Source organism: Terrabacter sp. 2TAF16 (assembly GCF_052115065.1).
Taxonomy (GTDB): Bacteria; Actinomycetota; Actinomycetes; order Actinomycetales; family Dermatophilaceae; genus Terrabacter.
The window spans coordinates 343602-355510 of the sequence record NZ_JBFRFZ010000004.1; the positions used below are offsets into that span (position 1 = coordinate 343602).

The window sequence follows — 11909 nt, forward strand, 5'->3', positions numbered from 1 at the left end:
GCCTGCGCCGATGCCCATCCGACCTGGTCCAGTCGAGTGAGCGCTCCGTCCCAGTCGAGTGAACGCCCCGCCACAGGTGGTCTGTGACGGGGCGCTCACTCGACTGTTACCGGGCGCTCACTCGACGGTGTGATCGGGGAGGGCGGGGTAGTCCGTGTAGCCCTCGGCGCCGCTGCCGTAGAAGGTGGCGGAGTTCGGCTCGTTGAGCGGGGCGCCCTCGCGCCAGCGACGGACGAGGTCCGGGTTGGCGAGGAACTCGCGCCCCACGGCGACGAGGTCACCGAGGTCGCGCTCGAGGATGTCCTCGACGTCGGCCAGCTCGGTGACCTTGCCGAAGCCGGTGTTGAGGATGACCGGGCCGTCGAAACGCTTGCGCAGATCGCGGACGAGGTCGGACTCCGGGTCGCCGAGGATGCTGAGGTAGGCGAGCCCGAGCGGGGCGATGCCCTCGACGAGCGACTCGTAGGTCGCGGCCGTCTCGGCCTCGTCCTCCTCGAGGACGCCCTGGATGTTGTGCGCGGGCGAGATGCGGATGCCGACGCGGTCGGCGCCGATCGCCTCGGCCACGGCCTTCGTGATCTCGACGGTCAGGCGGGCGCGGTTCTCGGGCGAGCCGCCGTAGGAGTCGGTGCGCTCGTTGCTCGACGGCGCGAGGAACTGGTGCGGCAGGTAGCCGTTCGCAGCGTGCACCTCGACGCCGTCGAGCCCGGCCGCGACGGCCTGGCGCGCAGCGTGGACGAACTCCGCCACGAGCGCGGGGATCTCGTCGGTCTCGAGGGCCCGGGGGACGGCATACGCCTGCTGGCCCTTCGGGGTCACGATCTCGCCGGGCGCGGCGATGGCGCTCGGCGCCACGCTCTCGAGGCCGCCCTTGTTGTCGGGGTGGGCGATGCGGCCGGCGTGCATGAGCTGGACGACGACGTGGCCGTTGCCCTCGTGCACGGCATCGGCGACGAGGCGCCAGCCGGCGACCTGCTCGTCGGAGTGCATGCCGGGGGTGTCGAGGTAGCCCTGCCCGACGGCGCTCGGCTGGGTGCCCTCGGTGATGATGAGGCCGGCGCTCGCGCGCTGGCCGTAGTACTCGGCGTTGAGCTCGGTCGGTGCCTGGCCCTCGCCCGCGCGGTTGCGGGTCAGCGGGGCCATGACGAAGCGCTGGGGAAGGTCCCAGCGGCCGATGCGGATGCTCTCGAAGGCCGTGGACACAGGCCTGCTCCTCACGTCTAGGGGACTGTCGGTGGCGGTTGGCGGCCCCCACCGTCGGTCGGTGGAGCCTTCAACTACCTAGGCGACAAGGAGGGCAGGCGGTCGATCATTCCCGTGTGTCCAGGGTTGCGCGTGTGGGGGATCCCACGCGGCCGGAGGGTTTCGGGTGGGTATGCCGAAGGGGAGGATGCGCAGGCATCCTCCCCTTCGTACGCGCTCAGCTCGTGGAGAACTCCGCGGTGGTCGTCGCGGAGGTCGTCGAGATGACGACCCGGTGGGTCACGGCGCGTAGATGTACTTCATGCCGGGACCGTCGGTCAGCGTGCGCGTGTTGTAGTTGTACGCACCGGCGAGGGCGTTCATCTCGATGATCGTCACCTCGTTGCCGTTGACCGCGGTCACCCAGGCGACGTGGCCGACGCTCGAGGATCCGTGGACGCCGGGCTGCATGACGAGGATCGACCGCGTGCGCGGCGTGCCCGTCACGGTGTAGCCGGCGGACGCTGCGCCCGAGGCCCACGCCATGGCGTTGCCGGTCCAGCCACCGGGGTAGTAGCCCTCGGACTGGTACCACTTGTTGAGAGCGCCCCACGTGCACTGGCCCGCGGTGGCCCAGTTGGACGAGGCGCGCACGCCGGACGAGGCGCTCGGTGCTGCGGTGTTGACGCTCGCCTTCGCCGACGACGTGCTCGTCGTCAGGGTGGCGCGGGTCAGGTCGCGGGAGGCGCGCTGGACGGCGACCTTGCGCGAAGCGGCAGTCTGGGCGGCAGTCTGGGCGGCGGCCTTGGCGGCAGCGCGCTCGGTCTTGACCTGGACGTCCTCGATGACCTGCGGCTTGGCCGGCGCGACGCGGTGGGCGACGGCCTTCTGCACGGCGGGGGCGAAGCCGATCTTCGACAGCGCGGTCGACGCGGCCGGGGTGGCAGCCGTGGCCGGACCGACAGCGGCGGGAGCCGCGGTGTCGACACCGGCAGCAGCCGCGACGTCACCCGAGTTGGGCGACAGGGTGTCGGCGCTCGCCGGGTTGGCGAAGGTGGCGACCAGTCCACCGGTGGCGGCGACGACGGCGCCCGCCTTCATGGCCGGCTGAGCCGACTCACGGGCGAGGAGCTTGAGTTCGTTGAGGGGGTTGTGGCGGCCTGGCGCACGATGGCGACCGCGGATGTTCTCAGTGTTCACGCGTGTTACCTCTCCGCGCCTACGAAGTTAGCTGTCGGGTTCGGGCGGAAAGGTGCCCGGGCCACGCCCGCCCCGCGAAGCTCGCGTGGCGGGTGGGTCTTCACCCCAAGGACGTCCGAAGTCGTTGCGTAGGACGTCCGGAGAAACGTGTGGTTCCTCCGCTCCTGTCACAAGGTTCGATCTCTCTCGTCAGGCGGTGACAGGACTAGGCGGTCCACCTCACGAGAGCCCGACCAGGTGGCCGGACTCCCGGAAGACTAGACGAGGCGACTGGCAAATGTCACGCCACGGTAACGACGACGCGCGCCGATCGCCCCTGAATGTCCGAAGTGCCCGTCTATACCAACGCTTTACCTTCGGATGGGTGAGACGTGGATCACATCCGGCCGTCGTCCTCGACAAGCCCCCCACGGGTATGCCGCGGGGTCCCTCGTGGGGACCCCGCGGCATACGCCGGACTGGTGTGGCTCAAGTGTGGCTCGAGCGTGGCTCGAGCGTGGCTCGAGTGCGGGTCGGGCCGGGCGCGGTCCTGACGCGGTCCTGACGCGGTCCTGACGCGGTCGTCAGGTGGCGCTCGAGAGGTGGCCGAAGACCACGACGTTGTCGCGGTACTCGTTGCGACTGTCGGTCGGCCCGCCACACGTCACGAGGCGGATCTCGGCATGGGTGAGGTCGCCCTTGTAGACGAGCTCGGTCGGGAACTGGGACTTCTTGTAGGCCGCGACCTTGTCGACGGTGAAGGTCAGGTGCGACCCGTCCCGCCGCGACACCGTGACGACGTCACCGGCCCTGACCTTGCCCAGCTCGTAGAAGATGCCCGGGACGCCCGAGGGGGTGTCGACGTGTGCGGCGAGGACGGACGGGCCGAGCTGGCCCGGCGTGGGGCCGGCGTCGTAGATCCCGACCTCCTGGGCCGTGCCCGGCACGGAGATCGTGCCATCGGGCTGGATGCCGAGCCGGACGAAGTGCGAGGAGCGCACCCCGATCGACGGAATCTCGATCGACGTCGGCTCGGAAGCCTCGAGGAAGTCACCCATGCCGACGGTGCCCGGCGCGGCGCCGGCCGTCCTGCCCGCCGTCGGTGTCCCACCCTGACCGGGGGACGCCGACGGGCTGGACGAGGACGGGCCGGGCGCCGCGGGGGCGCTGGCCGTGGCGACCCCGCCCGCCGCGGGCTGCGGCGGGCCGGGGGTCCCCGGGCTCCCTCTGAGGCCGACCACGAGCGCGACGATCCCGATGACGACGAGCACGGCCGTGACCGCCAGCGCCGCCGCCACTCCGGCGCTGATGCGGCGGGTTCTGCGGTCGCCGGTGGGCGACGTCGGCTCGGGCGTGGAGCCGGTCGGTGCGCTCATGGTCGGGTGACTCCCGGTCGGTCGTGTCGGTGTCGGTCGTGTCGGTGTCGGTCGTGTCGGTGTCGGCCGCTCAGTGTCGGTCGCTCGATGTCGGCCGCTCGGACTCGGTCGCTCAAGTGCGCGACGTCGGTCTCGGTCACTCAGGCGCGCGACCGGGCGCGACGGGCGGCGAAGGCGCCGGTCCCGGCCGCGGCGAGCAGGGCGCCAGCACCGACGAGCATGAGGGCCTCGTTCTGGCCACCGCTCTTGAGGCCATCTGCGGCCTGGCCGCCGCCGGTGTGCATACCGCCGGCCGGGGCGACGCGCAGCGCGCCACACAGGGCCGGGTCGGTGGCCTCGGTCGGGAGCGACGGCATGAGGTCGCTCTTCGTGGCACCGGAGTACTTGCCGTCCTTGTTGTAGTCGACACCGTGGATGACGACGACGGACTGGCCGGCCGAGATCGCCTTGGCGACGTCGCTCGAGACCTTGATGCTGCCGCGCTGGTAGGCGATCTTGCCGCCGGGCGCCGTGCTGAAGCGGTCGATCGCGAGGCCCGACTTCGGGCTCGTGTCGCCGGTCTTCGTCAGCGACACGACGATGTCGCCGTAGGCCGGTCCGCCCTCGGTCGTGTTGAGGTGGCCGTCGCCGTTCTTGTCGTCGGACAGGACCGGGCACTCGTGGCGGGCCTCGGCGCCGAAGTGGATGTGCGCGGCGTGCGGGTTGTCGGGGAGCAGGCCGTTGGCGGCCATCGTCACGGTGATCGTGTTGCCGGTGACCTCGACCATGGCGGTACCGCTGCCGTCGACACCGTTGCCGGCGACGGGCTTGAGGTTGGCGCTGACCCAGGCGTCCGCGGCGAAGGCCGGGCCGACGCTGAAGGCCATGGCGGCGGCAGCAGCGAGGCTGGCGCCGGCGATCCGAGTGGTGGTGGTGCGCATCTGTGTTCCTCCTTGACGAGGAGACAAACCGTCCATCCTGCTCTGCTTCAGACGGGGGGTCGTCGTCGACCGTCTCCGGGCGGGGGTTCGCCGCGGGCAGGCCCACTGGATTGGGGTTCCACCGAAATTTCTTCGATGGAGGCGCGCCGTGGCGCGCCCCACGGGTCTTCACTGGAGGGGTCGGGCGCGCTGCGCCCCCTCACCTGCCCACCTTCACGGAAGGACACACCGTGCTCCAGGACTCCCACGCCTTCAGCGGCTTCTCCGTCGACGACGTCGGCGCCGCCCGGACGTTCTACGCCGACACCCTCGGCCTGCGCGTCACCGAGGAGAACGGCATGCTGACGCTCCACCTCGCCGGCGAGGGCGGCGAGCGTCCCACGCTCGTCTACCCGAAGCCGAACCACGAGCCGGCGTCGTTCACGATCCTCAACTTCCCGGTCGACGACATCGAGGCCGCGGTCGACGAGCTGACCGCGAGGGGTGTCATCTTCGAGACGTATGCGGGGACGCCGATGGAGACCGATGCCAAGGGGGTCTTCCGCAAGGGAGGGCCGCTCATCGCGTGGTTCACCGACCCGGCCCGCAACGTCCTCGCGGTCATCGAGGCACCGGGCCCCGGCTGATCCGCGGCGGGCAGCGTGTCAGGCGTCGTGGCCCTCGGAGACGGCCGCGCGGCGCTTGAGGCAGAGCTCGGTGATCTCGGAGACGAGCTCGAGCGGGACCGGTCGGCTGATCGGGAAACGCACGGTGTCCTTGGCGCGGCGGTAGGGGCTGATCGCCTCCTCGAACTGCGCGTCACCCGTCGGGACGGGGTAGAGGCCGACGTGGTTCTTCCAGCCGGCGTAGTAGATGAGGGGCTTGCCGTCGACGGTGAACGTCGCCATGCCGTAGCTGATCTTCTCGCCTGCGTGAGGGGCTACCTCGCGGATCGTACGGCGGACCCCCGCAAGCTGAGTTCGCGTCTCCTCGGGGTAGGAGGCGATGTAGTCATCGACTGACGCAAATCTCGGGGCCAATCCTGGTCCTCACTTCAGTTCCGGACCGGTCGTTGGAGGGGGTGACTCGACTGTATTGGGCGAAACGGACGACTGCAAAGTAAGTACACGTTTAGTGACCAAACGGTCACAAAACTACAAAAGCTGAATTGGACCGACGATCTCGCCGCAAGACGTGCTGAAGGCCGTCCTCCGTGTGTCTGGGGCCCTGACGTTCGAAGGCCCTGGCGTTCGAAGGCCCTGACGTTCGAAGGCCCTGGCGTTCGAAGGCACTGACGTTCGAACGCCCTGGCGTTGGAGCCGACGTCCGGTCAGACCTCGGCTCAGACGTCGACCCAGGCCTCACCGGCGAGGACCCGGCCGACGACGCCCTCGGGTCGGCAGCCGAGGAGGGTCGCGACCGCGAAGTCGGCGGCCAGGCCGTCGAAGACGCCGTGGCGCCGGAGCATCGCGTGCTTGCCCCCCTCGACGGTGACGTAGCCGACCTCGGCGGTACGGGCGAGGTCGCGGGCCACCGCCGCCGAGCTAGTCGGTCGGGCGATGCGGTCGTCGTCTCCGTGGACGACGAGGACGCGTCGCCCGGTCAGGTCGAGGTGCCCCTCGGTCGGGTAGACCCACGGGTTGAGCGCGACAGCGCTCACGACGGGGTCCTCGCCGGCCGCGAGCAGCGCGGCCCGACCGCCGAGCGAGTGACCGACGAGGCAGACGGGCAGGTCGGGACCGAAGCGGTCGGCGACCTCGCCGAGGGCCCAGCGCACGTCGTCGACCGGGGTGTGGTGGGCGTCCCAGCCGCGCGTCGAGTTGAGCAGGCGCAGCACGGCCAGCTCGCCCTTCGCGGCGCGCGCGATGCGGCCCGCGATCGGCACCATCCGCAGCACCGACAGCTGGGTCGGGCTGACGCGCATCGGTGTGCGCCGCGCCGCGCCGCCGTGGAGCACGAGGACGATGCCGCGTGGCGCGCTCGGAGCCGTCGCGTCGATGAGCCGGGCGTGCGTCACGTCTCGCTCCTGGTCCGCAGCTGGGTATGCCGTGTGCTCGGGTTCGCGGGTCACGTGCGGTGTTCGGAGCGCGAGCGTCAACGGCTTGGTGTCCTCACGGCATACCCGTTCGGTGTCGCCGGTCAGCCACTGTCCAGGGTTGGTGAGGCTGGTTCAGGGGCGCAGCAGGACCTTGATCGCACGCCGCTCGTCCATGGCGCGGTAGCCCTCGGCGACCTCGTCGAGGGGAAGCGTCAGGTCGAAGACCCGGCCCGGGTCGATGCGGCCGTCGAGGACGCGCTCCAGCAGGTCGGGCAGGTAGGTGCGCACGGGAGCCATGCCACCGGCGAGGCCGACGTTGCGGACGAACATCTGCCGGACGGGCAGCTCGACGCCGTGCGGGGCGCCGACGAAGCCGACGGTCGAGCCGGGGCGGCCGATGCGGAAGGCGGTCTTCATCGACTGGTCGGTGCCGACGCACTCGAGCACCGAGTCGGCGCCGATGCCGCCGGTCAGCTCCATGACGGCCTCGACACCGGCGTCGTCGCGCTCGGCGATGACGTGGGTGGCGCCGAACTCGCGGGCCAGCGCCTGGCGCGGCTCGTGGCGCGACATCGCGACGATGCGCTCGGCGCCGAGCTCCTTGGCGGCGATGACGCCGCACAGGCCGACGGCCCCGTCACCGATGACGACGGCGGTGCCGCCGGGCTGCACGCGCGAGGACACGGCGGCGTGCCAGCCGGTGGCCATGACGTCGGAGAGCGTGAGCAGCGAGGGGAGCATCGCGTCGTCGGGCATCCCGTCGGTCGCGACGAGGCTGCCGTCCGCCTGGTTGACGCGGACGAGCTCGGCCTGGCCGCTCTCGGTCCAGCCCTGGTGGTCGCACACCGAGGTCATGCCGGCGAGGCAGTGCGGGCACGTGTTGTCGCAGTGGACGAAGGGGATGACGACGAAGTCGCCCTTCCTGATCTGCCGGACGTCGGCGCCGATCTCCTCGACGACGCCGACGGCCTCGTGACCGATCGTGGAGCCGGCCGTGATCGGGTTGGCGCCCCGGTAGGGCCAGAGGTCCGAGCCGCAGATGCAGCCGGCCACGATCCGGACGATGGCGTCGGTCGGCGCCTCGATCGTCGGGTCGGGGACGTCGGTCAGGCGGATGTCACCGGGGGCATGGATCGTCGTCGCGCGCATGGGCCCATCCTTGTCATGCCGATGGCCCGATCCCAAACCCCGGACGTCGAAACCCTGGACGTCAAAGCCTGGACGTCAAAGCGTGGACGTCAAAGCGTGGACGTCAAAGCGTGGACGTCAAAGCGTGGACGTCGAAGCGTGGACGTCGAAGCTTTGACGTCAAAGCTGACGTTCCCTCGCGCTCAGCCGCGGGAGCGCAGGCGCAGGTTGGGCAGGCCGGGGGCGGGGAGGGTGTGGTCCCAGGCGTCGGGGAAGGTGCCGTAGCGCGCGCCGGGTGCCGCGGCGGCATACGACCCCTCCTCGCGCGGCGACCGCTCGCGCTGCCAGTCCTCGCGGAAGCCGACGACCTCGTCGTGGCTGCGGCCGATGAAGTTCCACCACATGACGATCTGCTCGCCGAAGGGTGCGCCGCCGAGGACGAGGAGGCGCGCGGGCCCGTCCGGGCCGGCCTCGACGGTGATGCGGCTGGTGCCGGTGGCCATGAAGGCGATCTCGCCCGGCTTGGCGGTGACGTCGCCGACCGTGAGCACGCCTGTGTCGCAGAGCAGTCCGTGCTCGTGCTCCGGGTCCACGTCGATGTCGAGGGAGGCTCCGGCGGCGAGCGTCACCTCGGCGCCGACGAGGTCGGAGAACATCGTGACCGGTGAGGTCTGGCCGAAGAGGGTGCCGAGGAAGACGAGGACCCGGGCGCCGTCGACCTCCGTGACCGGCGGCGCGTAGTGCTCGAAGCCCGGCTGCGTGCTGCGGTCGGCCTCCGGGAGCGCGACCCACAGCTGTGCGCCGTGGAGCACCGTCGTCTCGGGGGTGGAGTACTCCGAGTGCGCGATGCCCGAGCCTGCGGTCATGATGTTGAGCTCGCCGGGTCGGACGAAGGCGTGCGCGCCCGTGGTGTCGCGGTGCTCGACCTCGCCGGTGAAGAGCCACGACACCGTCTGCAGGCCGGTGTGCGGATGGCCGGGCACGACCATGCCGCCGGTCTGCGGGACGTCGTCGGGGCCATAGTGGTCGACGAAGCACCACGCCCCGATGAGCGAGCGCTCGCGCTGCGGGAGGCTGCGACGGACCGGCATCGCTCGCGGGCCGCCGAGCGGCACCTCGCGGTAGGGCAGGACGATGGCGGTCGAGGGGTTCGGGTCGTCGCCGCAGACGACCTCGGCGGGGTGGCGGTCCGGGTTGCTCACCCGTTCAGGCTAGGCCCGGAGGGCGCTCTGGTCGCGGGTCCCGTCGCAGCCGTCGTCGCGGGTCCCGTTGCAGGCCTCGTTGCAGGTCGGGTCGCAGATCGGGTTGCAGGTCGGGTTGCGGCTTTGGTTGCAGGTCGGGTCGCAGGTCTGGTTGCTAGGTTGCCCCGCATGACCGACCCGGCTGCCACCACTCCCGGCGGTGTTCCCGCCGCGGCCGATCCCGGACCCGGCCGGGGCCGCTGGTCGGCGTGGCGGGTCGTCTGGTGGTTCGGCTTCGTCAGCCTGGCCGCGGACATGGTCTACGAGGGCGCGCGCTCGATGTACGGCCCGCTCCTCGCCTCGCTCGGCGCCACGGCGCTCGTCGTCGGGCTCGTCACCGGTGCGGGCGAGGCGATGGCGCTCGTGCTGCGCCTCGTCTTCGGGCCGCTCGCCGACCGGACCGGGCGCTACTGGGGGCTGACGATCCTCGGTTACGGCCTGACCGCCGTCTGCGTGCCGTTGCTCGCCGTGACGCCCTTCGTCGGCGGGGCGGGCCTCGCGCTCGCGGCCGTCCTCATCCTCCTCGAGCGCTCCGGCAAGGCCGTGCGCAGCCCGTCGAAGTCGGCGCTGCTCGCGCACGTCGAGTCGGCGGTCGGACGTGGCCGCGGCTTCGGCGTGCACAAGGCGCTCGACCAGGTGGGGGCCTTCGCCGGACCGCTCGTCGTCGCCGGCGTCATCGCGGCCACCGGCGCGATCTGGCCGAGCATGGCCGTCCTCGCGATCCCCGGCACGGCGGCGATGCTGCTCCTCGCCGTCATCCGCTCCCGCGTGCCCGACCCTTCGGTCTACGACGTCGAGACCACGATCGCGCCGAACAGCCTTGCAACGCAGTCGGTCCCGGGTGGTGGCGCGGTTCGTGGTGGGCTGCGGGGGTGGGTCGCCGATGCCGTCGGGTCGGGTCTGCCGCGCGAGTTCTTCGGCTACGCGCTCGCCGCCGGCCTCATGACCGGTGGCCTCGTCACCTTCGGGATCATCGGCTACCACCTCACCGTGGAGGGCCTCGTCCCCGTCGCCACGGTCCCGGTCGTCTATGCCGGCGCGATGGGAGTCGAGGCGCTCGCGGCCCTCGGGGTGGGGCTCGTCTACGACCGCCGCGGCGGCGCCGTGCTGTATGCCGTGCCGGTGCTCGTCGCGCTCGTGCCCCCGCTCGCGCTGTCGGGCTCGGTCGTGCTCTCCCTCGTCGGGGTCGCCGTCTGGGGCCTGGCCTACGGCGTGCAGGACTCGACGGTGAAGGCGCTCGTCGCGGAGGTCGTGGAGGCACCGCGGCGCGCGACGGCATACGGCGTCTTCGCGGGGGTGCAGGGGGCGTTCGCGATCGTCGGCGGGCTCGTGGCCGGCTGGCTCTACGACCGCTCGCTCCCGTCGCTGGTCGCCGTTGTTGCCGTCAGCCAGCTCGTAGCGCTGGTCCTCCTCAACCGCACCGTCCGCTCCCTCCGCCATCACCCCGTCGAGTGAGCGCTCCGTAACACTCGAGTGAGCGCCCCGCCCCAGCCGTCACGGGTGTCGTGTCTCGGGTTCGTCCGGACGGTTTTGATGTCTTGGGTCAGTCTGGACACTCAGGGCTTGCCGGGTCGATAGGTCTTGGGTCGTCCGTTGCTGTAGTACCGCTTTCCGGGTTCCAGGTGTTGGCTGCGGATGTGGGTGCCGGCGGCGTCGAAGACCTCGACGTGGTGTTCGTCGTGTAGGACGGTCACGCTGGTGTGGGCGTACTCGCAGCCGAGCAGGATCGCGACGGTGCGCACCCGGATCTTGCCCTTGGCATCGACGCGGCGGGGCTGGACCAGGACCCCGGTGGGGGCTTGCACGCGGGTGCGGTCGCGCCGTCCGGGTGGGTCCAGCGGGCGGGGCGGGGGTATCGGGGCGATCGCGACGGGACCGTCGGCCAGGGCCTGGGCCGGGGTGCGCATGCGCAGCGACTGGTGGGGCCGGTGGTGGTTGTAGTAGTCGTCGAACTGCTCGATCTGGGCCTGCAGCTGCGCGATGGAGCCGGCCCGGGGTTGGGCCCGCAGCCACCGTTGGGTGCTCTGGTGGATRCGTTCGTTCTTACCTTGGGTTTGGGGGTGGCCCGGGCGTCCGGTGATGCACTGCACGCCCAGGAGCGTGAGGTGCTCCACCAGCCGGCTGCGGCTCCCGCGGCGGGTGGCGTTGAACGCCGACCCGTTGTCGGTCAACAGCACCTGCGGCACCTGGAACGCCGCGATGCCGSAGTCCACCACGCGGACCGCGCCGGCGGAGGTCTCGCCGCGTTCCGCGAGCGAGGCGATGACGAACCGGGACCGGTCATCCTCGAGCTGGTACACCGCAGCGTTCGACCCGTCGGTCAGCGGCCAGACGAAGCTGTCCAGCTGCCAGCACTGGTGGACCATCGCGAACTCGAACCGTCGGGTCGCGGACCGGGGCCGTTTCTGAGGTTGCGCCGTGACCAGCCCGCGGCGGGTGAAGACCCGCGCCAGCGTCGAGGGCGCCGGCGCCGGTAGCCCCCTCGCGGCCAGGTGGTGGGCCACCGTGACGGGGCCGTGGTCCCACCCRGCGTCGGCCAGCTCCTTGCGCAGCAGCACCGCTGCTTCCTCGATCGCGACCGAGATCGCCAACGGCGAACGCTTGCCCGGATCACGAGGCCGGGGCGACAACGCCGCGACCACGCCCTCAGCGGCGGCCCTCGCCCGCAGCTCGTAGAACYAGGACCGTGACACCCCGTGCTCCCGGCAGAACCGGGTCACCGCGCCACGCGCAGGGTCCTGCTCGAACACGACGACCAGCGCCCGAACGTCCATCCCGACCACCTTGTCCGCCATGGCGGAAGCATCCGCCGAGGCCAGTCACAGTGTCCGGACGAACCCGAGACAGAAGTGTCCACGTGCACACA

Annotated in this window: 11 protein-coding genes and 1 riboswitch; of the genes, 2 read left to right on the forward strand and 9 right to left on the reverse strand. The window is 71.3% G+C overall.

The features are described from left to right. Positions 1 to 117: 117 nt before the first annotated feature. The 4 genes from AB4Z14_RS07135 to AB4Z14_RS07150 form a co-directional block, all read right to left on the reverse strand. Positions 118 to 1203, reverse strand: coding sequence for an alkene reductase (locus AB4Z14_RS07135; RefSeq protein ID WP_442274608.1), 1086 nt, complete (start codon positions 1201 to 1203; stop codon positions 118 to 120). Between the two features lie 279 nt (positions 1204 to 1482). Next, positions 1483 to 2382, reverse strand: coding sequence for a CHAP domain-containing protein (locus tag AB4Z14_RS07140; RefSeq protein WP_442274609.1), 900 nt, complete (start codon positions 2380 to 2382; stop codon positions 1483 to 1485). A 4-nt stretch (positions 2383 to 2386) separates the two neighbouring features. Continuing rightward, positions 2387 to 2574: riboswitch (cyclic di-AMP (ydaO/yuaA leader) on the reverse strand. Between the two features lie 371 nt (positions 2575 to 2945). Next, positions 2946 to 3737: a sortase domain-containing protein gene (locus AB4Z14_RS07145; RefSeq protein WP_442274610.1), complete on the reverse strand. Its 792-nt coding sequence runs from the start codon at positions 3735 to 3737 to the stop codon at positions 2946 to 2948. Between the two features lie 140 nt (positions 3738 to 3877). Continuing rightward, a complete protein-coding gene (locus AB4Z14_RS07150) occupies positions 3878 to 4657 on the reverse strand; it encodes a hypothetical protein (RefSeq protein WP_442274611.1) in 780 nt (259 codons plus the stop codon). A 230-nt stretch (positions 4658 to 4887) separates the two neighbouring features. On the opposite strand from AB4Z14_RS07150, the gene AB4Z14_RS07155 reads away from it, so the two are divergent. Then, positions 4888 to 5283, forward strand: coding sequence for a VOC family protein (locus AB4Z14_RS07155; RefSeq protein WP_442274612.1), 396 nt, complete (start codon positions 4888 to 4890; stop codon positions 5281 to 5283). 18 nt (positions 5284 to 5301) lie between these two features. Here AB4Z14_RS07155 and AB4Z14_RS07160 read toward each other — a convergent pair whose 3' ends face one another. The 4 genes from AB4Z14_RS07160 to AB4Z14_RS07175 form a co-directional block, all read right to left on the reverse strand. Continuing rightward, positions 5302 to 5676 carry an iron chaperone gene (locus AB4Z14_RS07160; RefSeq protein WP_056823129.1) on the reverse strand — a complete coding sequence of 125 codons (375 nt, stop codon included), beginning with the start codon at positions 5674 to 5676 and terminating at the stop codon, positions 5302 to 5304. 302 nt (positions 5677 to 5978) lie between these two features. Continuing rightward, complete coding sequence (locus AB4Z14_RS07165; protein WP_442274613.1) at positions 5979 to 6653, reverse strand: alpha/beta hydrolase; 675 nt, start codon at positions 6651 to 6653, stop codon at positions 5979 to 5981. Positions 6654 to 6806: 153 nt separating this feature from the next. After that, complete coding sequence (locus tag AB4Z14_RS07170; RefSeq protein ID WP_442274614.1) at positions 6807 to 7823, reverse strand: zinc-dependent alcohol dehydrogenase family protein; 1017 nt, start codon at positions 7821 to 7823, stop codon at positions 6807 to 6809. A gap of 182 nt (positions 7824 to 8005) precedes the next feature. Next, a complete protein-coding gene (locus AB4Z14_RS07175; protein WP_442274615.1) occupies positions 8006 to 9004 on the reverse strand; it encodes a pirin family protein in 999 nt (332 codons plus the stop codon). Positions 9005 to 9172: 168 nt separating this feature from the next. On the opposite strand from AB4Z14_RS07175, the gene AB4Z14_RS07180 reads away from it, so the two are divergent. After that, complete coding sequence (locus tag AB4Z14_RS07180) at positions 9173 to 10498, forward strand: MFS transporter (protein ID WP_442274616.1); 1326 nt, start codon at positions 9173 to 9175, stop codon at positions 10496 to 10498. Between the two features lie 101 nt (positions 10499 to 10599). On the opposite strand, the gene AB4Z14_RS07185 is transcribed toward AB4Z14_RS07180, so the two are convergent. Continuing rightward, positions 10600 to 11685: an integrase core domain-containing protein gene (locus tag AB4Z14_RS07185; protein ID WP_442274617.1), complete on the reverse strand. Its 1086-nt coding sequence runs from the start codon at positions 11683 to 11685 to the stop codon at positions 10600 to 10602. Between the last annotated feature and the right edge of the window lie 224 nt (positions 11686 to 11909).